Genomic DNA, 18,795 nt, shown 5'->3' with positions numbered 1-18,795 from the left:
AAGTCCTTGCGTGCATATGGCTCTCCTGTGCTTAACATTTATTGCTGTGTACCGGGACGCAAAGGGACGAAACGCACCGATTCCAGCTCATCCCGGCGCCACGCGGCGGTGCCGGTACGCTCAATGAGAATCAGACGCTGCGCCGCCATCCCTTCGGGTGCAATTAATCGGCCCCCCACTGCCAATTGCTCCAGCAGTGTTTGGGGGATTTTAATCCCGGCGGCGGCGACAATGATGGCATCGAACGGCGCCACGCCGGGCAGACCCGCCATGCCGTCGCCAAACATGAGGCGCACACGGCCCATGAGCTTCAGGGCCCTGAGACGCACCCGGGCCGCATCATGCAACCCGCGAACACGCTCGATGGCATGGACTTCCCTGACCAGCTGCGCCAGCACCGCCGCCTGATAGCCGCAACCCGCACCGACTTCCAGTACTTTAACCGGAACCCGATTTTCGCACACAGCGGAAATCATGCGGGCCACCACCCACGGCTGAGAGATAGTCTGGCCATAGCCGATGGGCAGCGCCGCATCTTCGTAGGCCCGGCTGGCCAGCCCTTCGTCCACGAACAAATGGCGAGGAACAGCCCTGAGCGCATCCAGAACTCGCTCGTCCTGGATGCCTTGGGCGCGCAGCCGGTCTACCATGCGCGTACGAGAACGTTCCGAATTAAGGCCCAGGTTTCCCCTCGCCGCCGGCGGCCCCGCGTTGACATGGGCCCGCTGCAAGGGCGTGCGGGAGGCCCCCTGTATTGGATTATTCAGCAGATTCTTGCGCCCGGCAATCGGCGCCGTACCTTCCTGTCGTACCGGCTTGACTATGCGTGTATTGCTGTTGGCCGCCGACACGCCATCGCCCAGGCGGGAATGGCCGAAACGGTTATGCGTGCCGGAGGAAAAGGGAAATGGCCCTATGGGTTTGCGCATAGGGGCTCCGCCCAGCCGCGAACTTCGTCCAACTGACCGTAATGGGTCAGATCCAGCCGGAGAGGGGTTATGGATACCGCATTGTCCTCGATTGCGCCGAAGTCTGTGTCGGCGGCCGCATCGGACACGCTGCCAACAGGCCCAATCCAGTAGACCGGGTCGCCATAAGGCGTATTGCTCTTGACCACCGGCTCGGAAGGATGCCGCCGCCCCAGACGGGTAACGCGGGTTTCGCGTATGGCGTGGTAATCAACCGCAGGAATATTGACGTTGAGCAGCATGGGCGCGGAAAGTGGCTCGCGCAGCTGACGCTCCACCAGGGCGCGCGCAATGCGGACGGCGCCGTCCAGATGAGCCCAGTCTTTTTCGACCAGAGAAAAGGCAATGGCAGGGATGCCGAACAGATAACCTTCGGTGGCCGCCGCGACTGTGCCCGAATACAGCGTGTCTTCGCCCATGTTGGCCCCGTTGTTGATGCCCGACACGACGAGATCCGGCCGGCGATCCAGCAGGCCGGTGAGCGCGATATGGACGCAATCGGAGGGTGTACCGTTCACATAGTGAAAACCGTTCTGGGCCTGCCGCACCCACAGCGGACGATTGAGGGTGAGCGAATTGGAGGAGCCGCTGCAATTCGTTTCCGGGGCCACGATCGTTAGTTCCCCCAAACCATCGAGCGCCTGCGCAAGCGCCTGCAGCCCCGGGGCTGTGTAGCCATCATCGTTTGAAACCAGTATGTGCATGTTGCGGCAAGAACCTCATTTGGACGTATCGAATTGTACCCGTTCGCCCAGCCCTTGGGGCCAGGGACGTTCTGGCATTCCTGCCGCGCAGTGGGTAGAATCCAGCAGGCGCAACCCTCTTTCTTTCACTCTCAGAACATGCCATGTCCCTGCTCCTAGCCGTCGCGCTTGCCCTCGCAGCCTATCTTATCGGCTCCGTGCCCTTCGCCGTGGTCGTCAGCCGCATCATGGGCCTGGCCGACCCCCGCAGTTTCGGATCTGGCAACCCGGGCGCCACGAACGTGCTGCGTACCGGCAATCGGAAGGCGGCAGCCCTCACCCTGCTTGGCGACGCGGCGAAAGGCTGGGTGGCCGTCTACCTGGCTCAGCGTATCGCGGACGGGTTGGCGCTGTCCGTGGCGGTCGTGGCCCTGTGCGCAGTGGCTGTGTTCCTGGGCCATGTCTTCTCGGTATTCTTGAAATTCAAAGGGGGTAAAGGCGTGGCCACGGCATTGGGCGTGTTGCTGGCCATCAACCCTTGGCTGGCAGTGGCCACGGCAGCCACCTGGCTCATCGTGGTGTATGTCACGCGGTATTCCTCGCTGGCCGCCATCGTGGCCGCCATTTTTGCGCCGCTGTATTTCCTGCTGGGCGGCAATGTCGCCTGGCCCATGGAACCAAGCCTGGCATTGGCCATAGGCATTATCAGTGTCGTGCTGCTTTTCCGGCACAAGGCCAATATCAGCCGATTGCTGCGCGGCAAGGAAAGCCGGGTGGGTTCGGCTGCCAAGGCCGGCGCAACGCGCGGCACGCCATCGCAGCATAAAAAACGATAGGCCCACAATCCCGGCCCCAACGCCAGGCACGGCTCAGGCGCGGCAAATTTCCTGCAGATCCCAGCGCGGCCGGACCGTGAACGCATGGCGGGTGTCCTCTAGATCTGCCAGGCCGGCGTTCACCCGACATGCCGCCGCGTAGGCAATCATGGCCCCGTTGTCGGTGCATAGATCCAGTGGCGGAAAATAAGCCCGGCCGTCAAGACGGCGCAGCGCTTGCTGCAGCCGTTCGCGCAAATGCCTGTTGGCACCCACACCTCCCGCAACGACAAGACGCTTCAACCCGGTTTGTTTCAAGGCTTTCAGCGACTTGGCCGCCAAAACATCCACGATGGCCGCCTCGGTGGCGGCTGCAAGGTGAGCTCGCTCACCGTCGGGCAAGCTCCCATGCGCTTTTTCCAGCGTCTTGATCCGTGTAAGCACCGCCGTCTTCAGCCCGCTAAAGCTGAAATCCAGATCCTGGCTGTGCAGCATCGGGCGCGGCAGGTCGTAGCGGCCGGCATCCCCCTGCTCGGCCAGACGCGAGAGCGCGGGCCCGCCCGGGTAGCCAAGCCCCATGAGCTTTGCCGTCTTGTCGAAGGCCTCGCCGGCCGCGTCGTCCAGCGTTTCGCCCAGCAATTCATAGGATCCCACCCCGTCTACACGCATCAACTGTGTATGGCCACCGGAAACCAGCAATGCCACGAAGGGGAAGTCGGGCCGAGGATCGGCCAGCAGAGGCGACAACAGATGGCCTTCGAGATGATGAATGGCTATGGCTGGTAAACCGCGAGCCCATGCCAGCGACTGGGCAACGCTGGCGCCAACCAGCAAAGCGCCGGCCAGGCCGGGCCCCGCCGTATAGGCGATCGCATCCACATCGTCTAGCGTCATGCCTGCCTGGCCCAAGGCCTGTCGGGTAAGAGGCAATACCCGGCGTATATGATCACGCGAGGCCAGTTCGGGCACCACACCGCCATATGCCTGATGCATGGCGATCTGGGTGTGCAGGGCGTGGGCCAGCAAGCCTTTTTCCGTGCTGACGAGGGCAACGCCTGTTTCATCGCACGAACTTTCGAAACCGAGAATAATCATCGAGACAGTGTGGAAGCGGGAAAACCGCCTTAGAATTCAAGCTGTCATTATCGTTTAAACAACGACCATCCATCAAACATGGGGAAGACCAATGCTTGAACGCCTGTTTCAGCTGCATGAACACGGGACAAACGTCCGTACCGAAATCCTGGCGGGCGTCACGACGTTCCTGACGATGTCCTACATTATCTTCGTCAACCCGGAGATTCTCTCAGGCACCGGCATGGACAAAAGCGCCGTGTTCGTGGCCACCTGTCTCGCCGCAGCGCTGGGCACGCTGATCATGGCCTTCGTAGCCAACTGGCCGATAGGCATGGCGCCTGGCATGGGGCTGAATGCATTCTTTGCCTTCACCGTCGTCGGCGCCATGGGCTACTCCTGGCAGCAGGCCCTGGGGGCCGTGTTCATCTCGGGTGTTATCTTTGTGCTGCTCACGGTCACAGGCGTCAGAAGCTGGCTGATCGCAGGCATTCCAAAATCGCTGCGCTCGGCGATTGCCGCCGGCATAGGTCTCTTCCTGGCCATAATCGCGCTGGGCAGTGCGGGTATTGTCGTGGCTAATCCGGCCACCAAAGTGTCGCTGGGCGATCTGACCTCGGCGCCGGCACTGTTCGCCATCCTGGGCTTCTTCATTATCGCCGCGCTGGATGCACTGAAGATACGCGGCGCCATCCTCATCGGCATTCTGGCCATCACGGTGCTGTCCATCTTCACCGGCAACAGCGCATTCTATGGCGTATTTTCCTCTCCGCCCAGCATTGCGCCCACGTTCCTGCAACTGGATATCATGGGAGCGCTGCATACTGGCTTTGTGCATGTCATATTGGTCTTTGTCCTGGTCGAGGTCTTCGACGCCACGGGCACCATGATAGGCGTGGCCACGCGGGCGGGGCTCATCCAGGAAGGACGACCCAATCGCCTGGGGCGCGCCCTGCTGTCGGACAGTACCGCCATCGTGGCTGGCTCTTTCCTGGGCACCAGCAGCACCACCGCCTACATCGAAAGCGCCTCCGGCGTGCAGGCAGGAGGGAGAACCGGTCTTACCGCGCTGACCATAGGCATACTTTTTCTGCTTTCGCTGTTTCTCGCTCCATTGGCGGGCGCCGTGCCTGCCTATGCCACCGCGCCCGCCCTGCTCTACGTCGCTGGGTTGATGCTGCGGGAAATTGTCCACGTCGACTGGAACGACATTACCGAATCCACCCCCGCCGCCCTGGCCGCCATCGTCATGCCCTTCACCTATTCAATAGCCAATGGGCTGGCTTTTGGTTTCATCAGCTATGTGGTGCTCAAGGGTGTCACGGGCCGGTTCAGGGAAATCCACGCCGCCACCCTGCTGGTCGCGGTTCTGTTCGTGATCAAGTACGCTTTTTTTCCCGACTGAGGCAATCTCGTCCGGTTTTTTCCCTCTCGCGGTATCTTGCGGGCACGCCCCTCTTAATCCGCATTGCATATGCGCCAAAAAACGTTACACTGGAGTTTCAAACTATCGAGAACAAGCGGCTGTCAGGCCGCTTTTTTTATTGCAGGGGTATTCATGAGCACCATCGATCTCGACAACGACAGCTTCCAGTCAGCCATTCAAGCGGACAAACCCCTCATCGTGGACTTCTGGGCACCATGGTGCGGGCCGTGCCGCAACTTTGCGCCCGTCTTCGACAAGGCTTCCGAAGAACATGAGGACATCACCTTCGCCAAGGTAAACACCGAAGAGCATCAAGAGCTGGCGGGCACGCTGGGTATACGGTCCATTCCCACACTCATGGTGTTTCGCGAGCAGGTTCTGCTGTATTCGCAGGCAGGCGCCCTGTCCTCCGGCCAGCTCGACGAGCTCATCACCCAGGTCAAGGGCCTCGACATGGCCAAGATTCACGCGGAGATCGCTGCCAGCCAGGACGGCCAAGACACACCGCAGGCCTGACGCGAAGGCCCCGGGGCCTTCGCGCAACACCGTTCTGCCGGCAGGTATAGAATGTGGGCTTGCTTCGGCGCGGATGCGTCGGGGCAAGCTTTTTTCATGCTACTTCTACCGTGGCATAGGCCGGCACAGCGTCTGGCTGTGCCCGCATTGCTGCAATGACCACGCCCAAGCCAAGCGTCCCGCATACCTTTTCCCACTCGGAGATTCGCGCCGTCGTCACCGGCCTGATGCTGACCATACTGCTTGGTGCGCTGGACCAGACCATTGTTTCCGTCGCCTTGCCCAAGATGGGCGCCGACCTCGGCAATGTCGATCTGCTTTCATGGGTAGTATCAGGCTATTTGATTGCGGTGGCCGTCTCCACGCCCATTTATGGCAAGCTGGGCGACCTCTATGGACGTCGTGTAATGCTGTCCTGGGCATTGGGCGTGTTCCTTGTGGCGTCGGTAGGATGCGCCCTGGCGACGGGCATGACCTGGCTGGTCGTGGCCCGCATCCTCCAGGGCCTTGGCGGCGGCGGCATTATTTCCCTTTCCCAGGCCATCATCGCCGACGTTGTGTCTCCGCGCGAACGGGGACGCTATCAAGGGTACATCAGTGCCGCGTTCGCCATCGCGAGCGTGTCAGGGCCGCTGCTGGGCGGATTCCTGACATCCTACCTGTCCTGGCGCTGGGTGTTCTGGATCAACCTGCCGCTGGCGGCAGCCGCCATCATCATTTCCCGCCACACACTCGCGCGCCTGCACACGCCGCGCGTCAAGCGGCCGGTCGACTATGCAGGTGCGGTCCTGATGACATTGACCCTGGCGCCCATGCTGATCGCCATTACACGCGTGGGACAAGGCAGCCCCTGGCTCGACCGCCTCAATATCGAGATGTTTGCTCTCACCATCCTCGCGCTTGTCTTTTTCCTCTGGCGCGAGACGCGCGCCGCGGAGCCCGTGCTGCCCCTCTCCCTGTTCCGTATCTCCACCGTGTCGCTCTCCTGTTGCGTCATGTTCATCGCATTTATCATCATTGTGTCGCTGTCGGTACTCATCCCGCTGCGGGCACAGATGATACTGGGACTGCCCGCCGACCAGGCGGCCCTGCAACTGGTGCCCTTTTCCCTGCTCATTCCTTCCGGCGCCTTTATCGGCGGCCAGGTAGCCACCCGGACCGGCCGCGTCAAGCCCATACAGCTATGCGGCACCATAGGCGTGCCGCTTGCGCTGTTGGGGCTGGCCTTTGTCTCGCCGTCATCACTGAGCATGGCGCTGGCCTGCCTCGCGCTGACTGGCGTGTGCATAGGCATGCAGCTTCCCACTTCAACCGTGGGTGTCCAGAACGCCGTCGCCCGCCGCCACATTGGCGTGGCGACGGCCATTATCGCTTTCTGCCGCTCGCTGGGCGCCGCAGTGGGCATCGCCGTTTTCATGGCCGTTCTGCTGGCCACTCTCCACACCACGGCACCCGAATGGGCCGCCCATATGTCCGGCGGCGAGATCATCAAGGACATGGTAGGCCACACCGTGGCCATCACCACGGAGCCGGGGATGCAGCTTCTGACAGCCGCGCAGGCGGCTTTCCGCAAGGTGTTCCTGCTGCTGGCCGCCGTAGCATGCCTGGCCATAATACTGACGCTCATGCTGCGCAATGAAGTGCTTGGCGACGCGGCACCCTGACCGAGGATTACCGGATGGCGCGTTGGCAACACGGACTGGCGCCATGATCGCAAGCCAGGCCGCGTGCGCCGCCGGTCGCTCGCCCAACTCACGGCCATGCCGGCCACGTTTCTGAAGGGCTCTGGTCTGCGCCTTTCTCCGGATCAGGAATCCTGGCGCGAGGCCTGGTGCAGTGTGCGGGCAACACCCCTGGATCCCTGGAGATCACCCGAGCAGGTGCAGCCCAACACAGCATAAACGCACCTGATGGCCGAGCAGGCAACAGCAACGCCTGGCCCTAATGTATCAATCCGCCGCTGCATCGGGCCGCCACCTTCCCTGCCCGCGCGTCATGTCCGCAAACATGCGTGACAGAGCGTCCGCGTGACCACGCGGCATGGCCATCCGCCAGCTGACGCCGTCGCTACCGAAGACTTCCTCCACGAAACGCACGCCCTGCGCAGTCAGCCTGGCGCGAACGCGCGCCATGTCGCCAAAGCCGCATTCACCCGTCACGAATATTTCATCAACAATAAGAACCTTTTCCGCGAGCCGCAAGCACTGCGCTGCTGTGTTGCCATACGCCCGCGTGAGCCCGCCCGCGCCAAGCTTGATTCCGCCAAACCAGCGCCGAACCAGCACCACGACGCAATCGCATTGCTGTCCGTCTATCGCCTGCAGAATGGGGCGTCCCGCCGTACCGCTTGGTTCGCCGTCGTCACTGAAACGGTATTGCTGCCCGATTCGATAGGCCCAGCAATGATGACTGGCATCGGCGACACGATGTTTGTCAATAAAAGCCAATGCCGCATCCGGTGCCTGCACGGCGTCCGCAAGCGCCACAAAGCGGCTTTTTCGTATTTCCTCGTGGTGCGTGGCCAAGCCAGCAAGCGTATAGGTGTCGGCCACGCCGGGATCAAGCGTCGATGCCCCGTGAGGCGAGGTAATCGTCGTAGTTGCCCTGATAATCGATGATCTCGCCGCTGGACAGGATTTCAATGATGCGCGTGGCCAGCCCCGACACAAACTGTCGATCGTGGGAAACGAACACCATGGTGCCCTTGTAGAGCTCCAGTGCATACTGCAGCGACTCGATGGATTCCATATCAAGGTGGTTGGTGGGCTCGTCGAGCAACATCACGTTGTGGCGCCCCAGCATAAGGCGGCCAAAGCTCATGCGATTCTTTTCGCCTCCGGACAGCACTTTCACCGCCTTGCCGATCTCGTCGCCGGAAAACAAAAGACGGCCAAGCACTGACCTGAGCGCCTGGTCGTCATCACCCGGCTGGCGATAGTCGCCAAGCCAGTCAAACAGGTTCTTGTCGCTATGGAACTGATCGGAAACATCCTGTGCCATATAGCCCAGGTCGGCATTTTCCGCCCATTTTATGCTGCCGCTGTCGGGTTCAAGGTCCTGTGCCAGCATACGCAGCAGCGTCGTCTTGCCCACGCCGTTTGCCCCGATGATGGCCACCTTCTGGCCAGCTTCGATCATGGCCGAATAGGACTTGATGACGGGCTTGTCATAGGACTTGGAAATCGATTCCACGGTCACGGCCAACCGATGCAGGACTTTTTCCTGCTCAAAGCGGATATAAGGATTCTGCCGCGAAGACGGCTTGACTTCGACGGCCTCCGCCTTGATACGGTCTATCTGCTTCAGCCGCGACGTGGCCTGGCGAGCCTTGGACTTATTGGCCGCAAAGCGGCGGACAAAGTCCTGCAGCTCGGCGACACGCTCCTTCGCCTTGGCATTCGCCGTGTTCAAGCGCTCGCGCGCCTGCGTCGACGCAAGCATATAGTCGTCGTAGTTGCCGGGATAGATACGCAGTTCGCGGTAATCGAGATCCGCCATGTGTGTGCATACCTGATTCAGGAAATGCCGGTCGTGGCTGATGATGATCATGGTGCTCTGATACCCGTTGAGCACATCCTCAAGCCACCTGATGGTGTTGATGTCCAGGTTGTTCGTGGGCTCGTCCAGCAGCAGGACATCCGGATTCGAGAAAAGCGCCTGTGCCAGCAATACCCGCAGCTTCCAGCCCGGCGCAATTTCACGCATGGGTTGCTCGTGCTGCTCCACCGGAATATCCAGGCCCAGAAGCAACTCACCGGCCCGCGCCTCGGCGGTGTAGCCGTCATATTCGGCGAACCGCGATTCAAGCTCTGCCGCACGCATGTAATCGTCTTCGCTGGCATCGGGGTTCGCGTAGATGGCATCGCGCTCCGTCATGGCCTGCCACATTTCGGCGTGCCCCATCAATACCACATCGAGTACGCGCACATCCTCGTAGGCAAACTGATCCTGGCGCAGCTTGCCCAGACGTACCCCCGGCTCCAGCGATACATTGCCCGACGTCGGCTCCAGGTCCCCACCAATGATTTTCATGAAAGTGGACTTGCCCGAGCCGTTGGCACCAATGAGGCCGTAGCGATTGCCCTCCCCGAACTTGACGCTGACATTCTCGAAAAGCGGCTTGGGACCGAACTGGATGGTGAGATTTGCGGTGGATATCACTTTATGGCAACAGATAGAATGAAGTGGCTAAACATATAAGTTTAGCAAGTTCCCCATTTCAAAGCCTTGGCGGCCACGATCCTCCCGCCAGTCAATGCAAGTGCTCGTCGAGCAGCAGGTGCGCCATGCCTGGCTCGGTGGCAATGCCGACCTTGCGCCCGATGGGTAGCGTGGCTTTCATCTTCACATGCCCATAAGGCAGGCCCGTGACCACCGGCACCTTCACATTTTCCCGCAGCCACGCCACGACAGATGGCATGTCGTAGCCCTGGTCGTGAGGCGCGAGACGGTAGTCGGTAAAACAGCCCAGGACGATGGCCTTCTGGCGTTGGAGTATGCCCGCCTGCCAGAGGTGAATGAGCATCCGTTCGACTCGAAATGGATGCTCGGCGACATCCTCCAGGAACAGGATGCCGCCACGCAGCTTCGGCATATAAGGCGTGCCCACAAGCGACGCCACCATGGCCAGATTACCGCCCCACAATACGCCCCTGGCATCGACAGGGTCGGCGTCCTCGGTCTCGAACCCCAGCACCTCCAATTCACCCTGCATGGCTTCGCAGAACAGGGCCGCCGTCAGCGGGTCCATGCGCGGTCCACCAAAATCGTGCGTGGCGGACACGCCCGCGTAGCTGACAGCGCCGGTCTGCGCCAGCAGGGCGAGATTGAAGGCGGTGAAGTCGCTTTGCCCCACGAATATCTTGCCGCTGTCCGCCACGGCCCGCCAGTCTATGGCGGGGAGCAGGCGGCTGAGCCCATAGCCGCCGCGCGTGGCCATGACGATGGGATGCTTTTGCTTGATCGCGCGCGATATGGCTGCCAGGCGCTGCTTGTCGGTACCCGCAAAACGCTGATGGACGGCCAGGGCCGTCCTGTCGACGGCCGTCTTGAAGCCCAGCTTGCCCAATCGATCCCGCGCCTTCTCCACTGTCTTGGGCTGCGCGACTGCGCTGGAAGGCGAAAACAGATAAATGCCACGAGAAGCGTGATGGTTGTGGTGATCATGATGGGAATGTGGTGCCTGTGGCATGATTGAATGCTTCCTTGAAATATCCTCATTGGGCGTAGCGTGTCAGAGCGTTCGCCTGGCTTGACGCTTGGCCCGGAAAAATGCACGCAGCATCTCGCCGCACTCGAAAGCCATAAGGCCGCCTTTAACAGCGGTTTGATGGTTCAGCGCCGCCTGCTCCTGCAATGCCAATATGCTCCCGCACGCACCCGTCTTGGGATCGGTGGCGCCATAGATCACTTTCTCAAGCCGAGCATGCAGCATGGCGCCCAGGCACATGACGCAAGGTTCGAGCGTGACATACAGGCGGGCTCCGGGCAGGCGATGGTTTTTCATATGGGCGGCAGCCTGACGCAGCGCGACGATCTCCGCGTGTGCCGTCGGGTCGTGATCCGAGATGTTACGGTTGAAGCCGGCGCCAATCACATTGCCTGCGACATCGAGCACCACGGCGCCTACGGGCACTTCACCGTTTTTTGCCGCCAGCTCGGCCTGAGCCAGCGCAAGCGTCATGGCATGGATATCGGCGCTATCAAAAACAGGCAAGCCTCGAGCGGCCTCGCCCACAACATCTGCGGGCACGGCGGAATGACCCGGGTCAGCCACGGTATATCCTGCTGTTCAGGGAAATGCGGCCCGCCAGGCTTTCCACCGCTTCCTCCAGCCATTGGTAGAGTTCCGCCTCGTCGTCGTAGCGCGCCTGATTCAGATTGGATACGCGGCCCTCCTGAATAAAGCCCCAGGCGCGGCTGCGCTTGTCGCGGTGACGCGGATCCCAAACGCCGAAGGCGACGCCGCCTGAGCGGCGTATCAGGGAAAAGCACGGAATATCGGTATAGCCGTCGCCCACGAAAATCATCTGTTCGAAGGGAACACGCAGTTTTTCCGGTGGCACCTTGCGATTGACTTCGAAGGGTTTGTTGCGTGAGGAAGGCCCCACAATACCCTTCTGAATATGAAACAAATAGCGGGTCTTGTCTGTGAAGCTGACTATGCGGCGCGGAAAGGCTATACCCCCGTCTTCGGGATCATAAATGAACTCCGACGCCCAGATATCCGTGAATTCGCTGGCAATGGCGGTGTGACGAACCACATCGCCGATACCGCTCGTGATCAGATAGAACTCGATCTGCACTTGCGGGTGCTGCTCGCGCACCATGGCGCGCAACCGGCTGAAAAGCGTGTCAACGCCTGAATGCAGCGGCAAACGCCTTCCCCAGTTCTCGAGCCGCTCGCGGGTAATGGGACCGTGGGTGCCGGCATGCGACAGCTTGATCATCTGGTACAGATAAGCAGGTACGGGGTCCCAGTCGTGCTCCGTGAGCAGAGGTCCTACGTCTTCGGACCAGAAGCGTGCGACATCCACGCCCATCTCGGCCAGAAAGCCGGATGTGCTGTCTGGCGCGAGCGTGTCGTCGAAGTCGAAGACCAGTGCAATTACATCGGACATAACATGATCGGGCGACTGCCAAGGGGTAAACAGACTGAAGTGTAACCTCTTGAGCAAGCGCCTAGAGGATGCGGGCTTCCCGCTGCAACCTGCGCAGGACGCGCGGTATCTGCCCCGGAAGGTCTTCGGCAATGAGCCCCGGACCGAACTGTCGCGCTGCCTGGCCGTGCATCCATACTGCCGCCGCAGCCGCCAGGAAAGCATCCATGCCTTGCGCCAGCAAGCCGGCAACCATGCCACCCAGGACGTCGCCAGTGCCGCCCGTGGCCAGTATCGGCGGCGCGTTGGTATTGATGAAGGCCCGCCCATCGGGCGCCGCGATGACCGTATCGTGTCCCTTATAGACCACCACCGCGCCGCTTTGCCGGGCGGCATCCAGCGCCCGCTGCAGTTTGCTGCCCTCCACGTGGAAAATACGGTTGAACTCCCCTTCGTGCGGCGTGAGTACGCAAGGACCGCGAATGGCATCGAACAAGGCCTGCGCATCGCTACCAAATACACTGATGGCATCGGCATCGAGTACGACTGCGCGATCCCCGCCGAGTGCCTGCAGGGCATGTTTTCGCGTCATGTCGGAAATGCCCGCGCCGGGCCCCACCACTACCGCATTGATGCGCGCATCGGCCAGAATGTCTTCGAGGGATCCCGATTCGCGTATAGGATGCACCATGACGCTCGTAAGCGCCGTCGCGTAGATCTGAAACGCCATGAGCGGCGCGGCCACCGTCACAAGGCCCGCCCCCGTGCGCGCGCAGGCAGTGGCTGCAAGGCGGGCCGCACCGGTCATGAGACGACCACCCACCACAATGGCGTGGCCGCGCTGGTACTTGTGCCCCTGCACCTGAGGCCAGGGGTAGGCATGCAGCCACTGCCGGGGCGTATTCTCGAAAACAGCCGGCGACACGGCGTCGAGCACCGAAGCTGGAATGCCAATGTCTTCGACCAGCAGCGCGCCGCACAGGCTTCGGCCCGGCTCAAGCAGATGGCCCGGTTTCTTGCGGAAGAAAGTCACTGTCAAGGCGGCCGGCGCGGCTACGCCCAGCACTTCACCGCTGGCGCCATCCACGCCGCTGGGGATATCGACGGCGCAGACTGGGATATCGCGCCGCGCGAGCGCTCGCAGCACGGCCTGCGCTTCGCCTTGTATGGGCCGTGACAGACCGGCGCCGAACAGCGCATCGACAACCAACCCCGCATCTTCCAGGAGCGCCGGCGACAGCGGTTCGATGGGCCCATCCCAAAGTGCGGCATGATGCGCAGCATCGCCTGTGAGCATTTCGCGCGCGCCCAGCAGGCCCACGCGAACCATCCAGCCCGCGCCACGCAGATGGCGTGCAGCGACAAAACCATCGCCGCCGTTATTGCCTGGACCGCATAGTACCGTCACCCTCTGCCTGGCCCATCTGCGCGCCACGGCATTGGCAACGGCCGCACCCGCCGCTTCCATGAGCGCAACGCCTGGCATGCCCTGTTCAATGGCCTGGCCGTCGGCCTCGCTCATCTGGTGCGGATCGAGCAAAGCATCGCGACGCTGCAGGGCGATCAAACCGGGCGACGCACAGCCCTTGGCGTCATCAGAGGCAGGTAGCGATGGATGCCCCGCATGGAAATGCTCTTGTTGCGCAGACGTATGAAAATCGGATGCCGGCATGCGCGCCTCCCGGCCGGAGTCTGTGTCTCCTGGACAATATCCGGCCCTGTTGTCGAATATGCTATTGTGCCGCAGAGCCACAGGAAAATCATCATGCAGCCCGTCATTTCCATTACCGGTCTGGACAAAACCTATGCGTCCGGTTTTCAGGCCCTGAAGGACATCCATCTCGAAATATATCGCGGCGAAATATTCGCCCTGCTCGGCCCCAACGGCGCCGGCAAGACAACGCTGATCAGCACAATTTGCGGATTGGTCAGTCCCACTCGCGGCCGCATTGTGGCCGACGGCCACGATATTGTCACGCAGTACCGCCATGCCCGCGAAAGAATCGGACTGGTCCCGCAGGAACTTACCACCGACGCCTTTGAAACCGTGTGGAACACTGTCAGCTTCAGCCGGGGGCTGTTCGGCAAACCGGCCGACCCGGACCACATCGAAAAGATATTGCGTGCGCTGTCCCTCTGGAACAAAAAGGACAATGCGCTCATCACTCTGTCGGGCGGCATGAAGCGGCGTGTCATGATCGCCAAGGCGCTTTCGCACGAACCTCGCATTCTGTTCCTGGACGAACCCACCGCAGGCGTCGATGTGTCGCTGCGCAAGGACATGTGGGCGCTGGTGCGCAATCTGCGCGGCATGGGCGTGACCATCATTCTGACCACGCACTATATCGAGGAAGCCGAAGAAATGGCTGATCGTGTGGGCGTCATCAACCGCGGAGAAATCGTGCTGGTCGAAGGCAAGGCGGAGCTTATGCGCAAGCTGGGCAAGAAACAGCTCATCCTGCAACTGAAAGCGCCTCTGCAGACCATACCGGAGGCGCTGGCGCCCTACGCACTGGAACCTGGCGCCGAGGCCTGTGAACTCGTCTACACCTATGACGCCCAGCGCGGCAACCACAATATTGCCGACCTATTCGAAGCGCTGCGCAGTGCGGGTATTGCCTTCAAGGATCTGCGCACAGAACAGAGCTCGCTGGAAGAAATTTTCGTCAATCTGCTGCGGGAACAAAAATGAATCTGCATGCCATGCGCGCAATTTACGCCTTCGAAATGGCACGTACCTGGCGCACGCTGCTGCAAAGCCTTGTTGCTCCGGTCATATCCACGTCGCTGTACTTTGTCGTATTCGGCGCCGCCATCGGCAACCGCATTTCGGAAGTCGGCGGCATCAGCTACGGCGCCTTCATCGTACCTGGCCTGGTCATGCTGTCGCTGCTCACCCAGAGCATCTCCAATGCATCATTCGGCATTTACTTTCCCAAGTTCACCGGTACCATCTACGAAGTCCTTTCCGCACCTGTATCCTATCTTGAAATTACCATTAGCTACGTGGGTGCCGCGGCAACCAAGTCGCTGATACTGGCGGCCATCATCCTCGCGACGGCTGAATTCTTTGTTCCGCTGCGGATCGACCATCCAGCCTGGATGCTGCTCTTCCTGCTCCTGACCGCCTTTACCTTCAGTCTTTTCGGTTTCATCATTGGAATCTGGGCGGATGGTTTCGAAAAACTACAGCTCGTGCCGTTGTTGATTGTCACGCCACTCACCTTTCTGGGCGGCAGCTTTTATTCCATCGACATGCTGCCGCCATTCTGGCAGAAGGTCACACTGCTCAATCCGGTGGTCTATCTCGTCAGCGGTTTTCGCTGGAGCTTTTTTGGAAAGGCCGATGTCAGCGTGGCGGTCAGCCTGGGTATGACTTTGTTTTTCCTGCTTGCATGCATTCTGCTGGTAAGCTGGATTTTCCGCACCGGATACAGGCTCAAGCCCTGAAATCCCCGCCAGCAGCATCCGGGCACCCACACCCTTGGCAAACCTTCCAGAGGCTTCCATGACCACGACTCAACACACGGATTTCCACGGCGTATTTCCCTACCTGGTTTCTCCCACGGACGATCAGGGCAACATCCGGTGCGAGGTGCTTGCCCGCCTTTGCCAGGATCTCATCACGGCGGGCGTACATGGCTTGGCGCCTTTGGGCTCCACCGGAGAATTCGCCTATCTGGACGCGGCGCAGCGGGAACAAGTGGTTGGAACTGCCATTGAGGCCACCGCGGGACGCGTGCCGGTGGTGGCTGGCGTGGCGTCCACCACGATACGGGATGCGCAGGCACAGGCCCGCCGCTATGAAGACCTGGGCGCGGACGGCATACTGGCCATCATGGAGGCCTATTTCCCCATTGACGACGACGGTGTCTACCAATACTTCAAATCCATTGCCGAGGCCACCTCGCTACCCGTCGTGCTGTACACCAATCCCAACTTCCAGCGCAGCGACCTCAGTGTCTCCACCTTGGAGCGCCTCAGCCATATTCCCAACATCCGCTACATCAAGGACGCATCGTCCAATACAGGCCGGCTGCTGTCCATCATGAACCGCGTGCAGGGGCGCATGCAGGTCTTCGCGGCCAGCGCGCACATCCCGGCCGCTGTCATGCTGATAGGCGGCGTGGGCTGGATGGCGGGACCCGCATGCGTGGCCCCGGCGCAGAGTGTTCAACTCTACCAGTTATGCAAAGGCCAGAACTGGGGGCAGGCCATGGCGCTGCAGCGGCGGCTCTGGCTATTGAACCAGGCTTTCGCAAAATACAATCTCGCCGCCTGCATAAAGGGTGGGCTCACGCTGCAGGGCTATGACGTAGGCAAGCCGCTGCCTCCGCAGGCACCATTGACGGACGCCGGCATGGCGGAAGTCGGCGATGTATTGCGCCACATAGGCGCGCTGTGATCAATCGCGGAAATTATTGAACTGCAGCGGCAGATCGACATCGGCCTTGCGCATCATCGCCATGGCGGCCTGAAGATCATCGCGTTTCTTGCCCGAGACGCGTAGCTTGTCGCCGTTGATCTGGGCCTCCACCTTGAGTTTGGCCGATTTCAGTTGAGCTATCAGCTTCTTTGACACGGCCTGCTCCAGGCCCTGCCGCACCGTGATCCTGCGCCGCGCCCCGGCCACGTTTTCCAGCGCCTCGCCGACATCCAGGCACCGCACGTCGATCTTGCGGGCGGAAAGCCGCCCTCGCAGGATGTCGAGCATCTGATTCAGCTGGAATACGCTGGGCGCAGACTGTGTTACCACGTAGCCCTCAAGTTCGAACTCGGCTTGGGTGCCCTTGAAATCGAAACGCGTGGCCAGTTCGCGGTTGGCCTGATCGACGGCGTTGGAGAGTTCATGCTTGTCGACCTCTGAAACGACATCAAAAGATGGCATATCTTTGTTCCCCAAATGCGGCGGCGGCGCGAACATACGCCGCGCCGCCATCCAGTTCATGAGCGCGCCTAGGATACGCGCTGTGCTCCATCTTATTATGGCATGGGAAACATCACGGGTCAGGCCACTGTGGCCGTGTCCAGCGCCTCGGCCTGTTTGCGCAGCTCGAACTTCTGGATCTTGCCCGTGGCGGTCTTGGGCAGCTCCCTGAATACGATGGTCTTGGGCACCTTGTAGCCCGCCATATGTTTCTTGCAATGCGCGACCATGTCCTCGACCGAAACCTTGGCGCCTTCTTTCAGCTCGATGAATGCGCAGGGCGTCTCGCCCCAGCGGTTGTCCGGACGCGCTACGACTGCAGCAGCCAGTACGGCCGGATGCCGGTACAGCGCGTCTTCGACCTCAATGGACGAGATATTCTCCCCTCCCGATATGATGATGTCCTTGCTTCTATCCTTGATCTTCACATAGCCATCAGGATCCATGACAGCAAGATCCCCACTGTGGAACCAGCCGCCGGCCAGTGCCTCCTGAGTGGCCTTGGGGTTTTTCAGATATCCCTTCATGGTGATATTGCCCCGGAACATGATTTCCCCCATGCTCTCGCCATCGGCCGGGAGAACCTCCATGGTCTCGGGATTCATGACGCAAATGCCACGCTCCAGGTGGTAGGCCACGCCCTGGCGCGCATTCAGGCGCGCGCGCCCACCGATGTCCAGCGCATCCCAGGCGTCATGCTTCGCGCATACCGTGGCGGGCCCGTAGGTCTCGGTCAGCCCATAGACATGCAGCAGATCGAAACCCATCCGCTCCATGCCCTCTATCATGGAAGCCGGCGGGGCGGCGCCTGCCACCATGGCCTTTACGCCGGTTGGAATGCCTCCCTTCATGGCCTCGGGTGCGTTGACCAGCAGGCTATGCACTATGGGCGCGCCGCAATAATGGTTCACGCCATGCTCGCGCATCGCATCGAAAATGGCCTGCGCTTCGACGCGGCGCAGGCATACGTTCACGCCGGCCCTCGCTGCCACCGCCCAGGCAAAGCACCAGCCGTTGCAGTGAAACAGCGGCAGGGTCCACAGATAGACGGCATGCTTGGGCATGTCCCATTCCAGGATCGCGGAAATGGCTGCCGCAGCGGCGCCGCGATGATGATAGACAACCCCTTTCGGATTGCCCGTGGTGCCGCTGGTGTAGTTCAGCGCAATGGCATCCCATTCGTTGCCAGGCAGCTCCCAGGCGAATTCGGGATCACCTCCCGCAAGGAAATCTTCATAGTCCAGGTCGCCCACAGGCTGATTTTCGCCAACGTAGAGCGCATCGGCTGCGTCAATCACCTTGATCGGTGTCTGATTTTTGCGCAGCGACAGCGCCTTGGCCACAGTGGGCGCAAACTCAATATCGACAATAATGGCCTTGGCCTCGCCATGATCGAGCATGAAGGCGATCATCTCGGCATCGAGCCGGATATTCAGCGCATTAAGCACCGCACCCAACATGGGTATCCCGAAATGCGCCTCGACCATCGGCGGCGTGTTGGGGAGCATCACGGCCACGGTGTCGCCCTTGCGTATGCCGGCCGCCTGCAGCGCGCTGGCCAGGCGGCGGCAACGCGCATAGACTTCCGACCAACTGCGCCGGACAGCCGATTCGCCGCTGCCGTGCACAATCGCGAGGCGATCGGGATATACCAGCGCGCTGCGTTCGATGAAGGACAACGGCGACAGCGGCGTATAGTTTGCCGGGGTCTGAGGGAGATCCTGATCGTAGATACTGGGCATTATTGCCTCCTGCCTGATTGTTTTATGGTGAATCCGCGTTAGCAA

The 18,795-nt window shown here is 60.9% G+C and carries 18 protein-coding genes; 7 read left to right on the top strand and 11 right to left on the bottom strand.

The features are described 5' to 3' along the window. Nucleotides 1–38: 38 nt before the first annotated feature. Together ERD78_RS06980 and surE are read right to left on the bottom strand one after the other, a co-directional pair. On the bottom strand, nucleotides 39–929 hold the full coding sequence (locus ERD78_RS06980; RefSeq protein ID WP_245152375.1) for a protein-L-isoaspartate(D-aspartate) O-methyltransferase: 891 nt from the start codon (nucleotides 927–929) through the stop codon (nucleotides 39–41). Then, nucleotides 914–1,672, bottom strand: a complete 759-nt coding sequence (gene surE / locus ERD78_RS06975) for a 5'/3'-nucleotidase SurE (protein WP_129968566.1) — start codon at nucleotides 1,670–1,672, stop codon at nucleotides 914–916. Before surE ends, ERD78_RS06980 begins: the two co-directional genes overlap by 16 nt. Nucleotides 1,673–1,815: 143 nt before the next feature. Here surE and plsY point away from each other — a divergent pair, with 143 nt between their 5' ends. Continuing rightward, nucleotides 1,816–2,487 (top strand): glycerol-3-phosphate 1-O-acyltransferase PlsY, encoded by a 672-nt coding sequence (gene plsY / locus ERD78_RS06970; RefSeq protein ID WP_129968565.1) that lies wholly within the window; start codon nucleotides 1,816–1,818, stop codon nucleotides 2,485–2,487. Between the two features lie 33 nt (nucleotides 2,488–2,520). Here plsY and tsaD read toward each other — a convergent pair whose 3' ends face one another. Further along, nucleotides 2,521–3,561 carry a tRNA (adenosine(37)-N6)-threonylcarbamoyltransferase complex transferase subunit TsaD gene (gene tsaD / locus ERD78_RS06965; protein WP_129968564.1) on the bottom strand — a complete coding sequence of 347 codons (1,041 nt, stop codon included), beginning with the start codon at nucleotides 3,559–3,561 and terminating at the stop codon, nucleotides 2,521–2,523. A 91-nt stretch (nucleotides 3,562–3,652) separates the two neighbouring features. Here tsaD and ERD78_RS06960 point away from each other — a divergent pair, with 91 nt between their 5' ends. From ERD78_RS06960 to ERD78_RS06950, 3 genes are all read left to right on the top strand, one after another. Further along, on the top strand, nucleotides 3,653–4,945 hold the full coding sequence (locus ERD78_RS06960; RefSeq protein ID WP_129968563.1) for an NCS2 family permease: 1,293 nt from the start codon (nucleotides 3,653–3,655) through the stop codon (nucleotides 4,943–4,945). 153 nt (nucleotides 4,946–5,098) lie between these two features. After that, nucleotides 5,099–5,482 (top strand): thioredoxin, encoded by a 384-nt coding sequence (trxA, locus tag ERD78_RS06955; protein WP_129968562.1) that lies wholly within the window; start codon nucleotides 5,099–5,101, stop codon nucleotides 5,480–5,482. A gap of 155 nt (nucleotides 5,483–5,637) precedes the next feature. Continuing rightward, a complete protein-coding gene (locus tag ERD78_RS06950) occupies nucleotides 5,638–7,146 on the top strand; it encodes an MDR family MFS transporter (RefSeq protein ID WP_129968561.1) in 1,509 nt (502 codons plus the stop codon). Nucleotides 7,147–7,431: 285 nt separating this feature from the next. Here ERD78_RS06950 and ERD78_RS06945 read toward each other — a convergent pair whose 3' ends face one another. The 6 genes from ERD78_RS06945 to ERD78_RS06920 all read right to left on the bottom strand — a co-directional run bounded on the left by ERD78_RS06945 (nucleotide 7,432) and on the right by ERD78_RS06920 (nucleotide 13,753). After that, nucleotides 7,432–8,034 carry an IMPACT family protein gene (locus ERD78_RS06945; RefSeq protein WP_129968560.1) on the bottom strand — a complete coding sequence of 201 codons (603 nt, stop codon included), beginning with the start codon at nucleotides 8,032–8,034 and terminating at the stop codon, nucleotides 7,432–7,434. A 7-nt stretch (nucleotides 8,035–8,041) separates the two neighbouring features. Continuing rightward, nucleotides 8,042–9,643, bottom strand: coding sequence for an ABC-F family ATPase (locus tag ERD78_RS06940; RefSeq protein ID WP_129968559.1), 1,602 nt, complete (start codon nucleotides 9,641–9,643; stop codon nucleotides 8,042–8,044). 91 nt (nucleotides 9,644–9,734) lie between these two features. Next, the gene (locus tag ERD78_RS06935) at nucleotides 9,735–10,673 is read right to left on the bottom strand and encodes an LD-carboxypeptidase (protein ID WP_129968558.1); all 939 of its coding nucleotides are present in this window, start codon (nucleotides 10,671–10,673) and stop codon (nucleotides 9,735–9,737) included. Between the two features lie 42 nt (nucleotides 10,674–10,715). Then, complete coding sequence (tadA, locus tag ERD78_RS06930) at nucleotides 10,716–11,165, bottom strand: tRNA adenosine(34) deaminase TadA (RefSeq protein WP_129969079.1); 450 nt, start codon at nucleotides 11,163–11,165, stop codon at nucleotides 10,716–10,718. 85 nt (nucleotides 11,166–11,250) lie between these two features. Beyond that, entirely contained in the window at nucleotides 11,251–12,102 is an 852-nt protein-coding gene (locus ERD78_RS06925; protein WP_129968557.1) for an HAD family hydrolase, read from the bottom strand. Nucleotides 12,103–12,163: 61 nt separating this feature from the next. Next, on the bottom strand, nucleotides 12,164–13,753 hold the full coding sequence (locus tag ERD78_RS06920) for an NAD(P)H-hydrate dehydratase (RefSeq protein ID WP_209019956.1): 1,590 nt from the start codon (nucleotides 13,751–13,753) through the stop codon (nucleotides 12,164–12,166). A gap of 93 nt (nucleotides 13,754–13,846) precedes the next feature. Here ERD78_RS06920 and ERD78_RS06915 point away from each other — a divergent pair, with 93 nt between their 5' ends. The 3 genes from ERD78_RS06915 to ERD78_RS06905 are packed head-to-tail and all read left to right on the top strand — an operon-like array spanning nucleotide 13,847 to nucleotide 16,486. Beyond that, nucleotides 13,847–14,773, top strand: a complete 927-nt coding sequence (locus ERD78_RS06915; protein WP_129968556.1) for an ABC transporter ATP-binding protein — start codon at nucleotides 13,847–13,849, stop codon at nucleotides 14,771–14,773. After that, nucleotides 14,770–15,531: an ABC transporter permease gene (locus tag ERD78_RS06910; RefSeq protein WP_129968555.1), complete on the top strand. Its 762-nt coding sequence runs from the start codon at nucleotides 14,770–14,772 to the stop codon at nucleotides 15,529–15,531. The genes ERD78_RS06915 and ERD78_RS06910 overlap by 4 nt, the downstream gene beginning before the upstream one ends. A gap of 58 nt (nucleotides 15,532–15,589) precedes the next feature. Further along, the gene (locus ERD78_RS06905; protein ID WP_129968554.1) at nucleotides 15,590–16,486 is read left to right on the top strand and encodes a dihydrodipicolinate synthase family protein; all 897 of its coding nucleotides are present in this window, start codon (nucleotides 15,590–15,592) and stop codon (nucleotides 16,484–16,486) included. On the opposite strand, the gene ERD78_RS06900 is transcribed toward ERD78_RS06905, so the two are convergent. Next, a complete protein-coding gene (locus ERD78_RS06900; protein ID WP_129968553.1) occupies nucleotides 16,487–16,969 on the bottom strand; it encodes a YajQ family cyclic di-GMP-binding protein in 483 nt (160 codons plus the stop codon). It abuts the gene before it with no gap. A gap of 119 nt (nucleotides 16,970–17,088) precedes the next feature. Further along, nucleotides 17,089–18,750, bottom strand: a complete 1,662-nt coding sequence (locus ERD78_RS06895; protein ID WP_129968552.1) for an acyl-CoA synthetase — start codon at nucleotides 18,748–18,750, stop codon at nucleotides 17,089–17,091. Nucleotides 18,751–18,795 lie beyond the last annotated feature (45 nt).

This window comes from Allopusillimonas soli, from assembly GCF_004153445.1.
GTDB classification, from domain to species: Bacteria; Pseudomonadota; Gammaproteobacteria; order Burkholderiales; family Burkholderiaceae_B; genus Allopusillimonas; species Allopusillimonas soli.
The sequence above is the reverse complement of the archived record's forward strand: the minus strand, read 5'-3'. Positions and strand labels throughout refer to the sequence as shown.

Excerpts from the sequence above, each read along its gene's own strand:
- ERD78_RS06935 (WP_129968558.1), bottom strand. The coding sequence starts at position 10,673 with ATGCCACAGGCACCACATTCCCATCATGATCACCACAACCATCACGCT.
- plsY (WP_129968565.1), top strand. The coding sequence starts at position 1,816 with ATGTCCCTGCTCCTAGCCGTCGCGCTTGCCCTCGCAGCCTATCTTATC.
- ERD78_RS06895 (WP_129968552.1), bottom strand. The coding sequence starts at position 18,750 with ATGCCCAGTATCTACGATCAGGATCTCCCTCAGACCCCGGCAAACTAT.
- ERD78_RS06925 (WP_129968557.1), bottom strand. The coding sequence starts at position 12,102 with ATGTCCGATGTAATTGCACTGGTCTTCGACTTCGACGACACGCTCGCG.
- surE (WP_129968566.1), bottom strand. The coding sequence starts at position 1,672 with ATGCACATACTGGTTTCAAACGATGATGGCTACACAGCCCCGGGGCTG.
- ERD78_RS06905 (WP_129968554.1), top strand. The coding sequence starts at position 15,590 with ATGACCACGACTCAACACACGGATTTCCACGGCGTATTTCCCTACCTG.
- ERD78_RS06920 (WP_209019956.1), bottom strand. The coding sequence starts at position 13,753 with ATGCCGGCATCCGATTTTCATACGTCTGCGCAACAAGAGCATTTCCAT.
- trxA (WP_129968562.1), top strand. The coding sequence starts at position 5,099 with ATGAGCACCATCGATCTCGACAACGACAGCTTCCAGTCAGCCATTCAA.
- ERD78_RS06980 (WP_245152375.1), bottom strand. The coding sequence starts at position 929 with ATGCGCAAACCCATAGGGCCATTTCCCTTTTCCTCCGGCACGCATAAC.
- ERD78_RS06910 (WP_129968555.1), top strand. The coding sequence starts at position 14,770 with ATGAATCTGCATGCCATGCGCGCAATTTACGCCTTCGAAATGGCACGT.
- ERD78_RS06960 (WP_129968563.1), top strand. The coding sequence starts at position 3,653 with ATGCTTGAACGCCTGTTTCAGCTGCATGAACACGGGACAAACGTCCGT.
- ERD78_RS06950 (WP_129968561.1), top strand. The coding sequence starts at position 5,638 with ATGACCACGCCCAAGCCAAGCGTCCCGCATACCTTTTCCCACTCGGAG.
- ERD78_RS06915 (WP_129968556.1), top strand. The coding sequence starts at position 13,847 with ATGCAGCCCGTCATTTCCATTACCGGTCTGGACAAAACCTATGCGTCC.
- tsaD (WP_129968564.1), bottom strand. The coding sequence starts at position 3,561 with ATGATTATTCTCGGTTTCGAAAGTTCGTGCGATGAAACAGGCGTTGCC.
- tadA (WP_129969079.1), bottom strand. The coding sequence starts at position 11,165 with ATGACGCTTGCGCTGGCTCAGGCCGAGCTGGCGGCAAAAAACGGTGAA.
- ERD78_RS06900 (WP_129968553.1), bottom strand. The coding sequence starts at position 16,969 with ATGCCATCTTTTGATGTCGTTTCAGAGGTCGACAAGCATGAACTCTCC.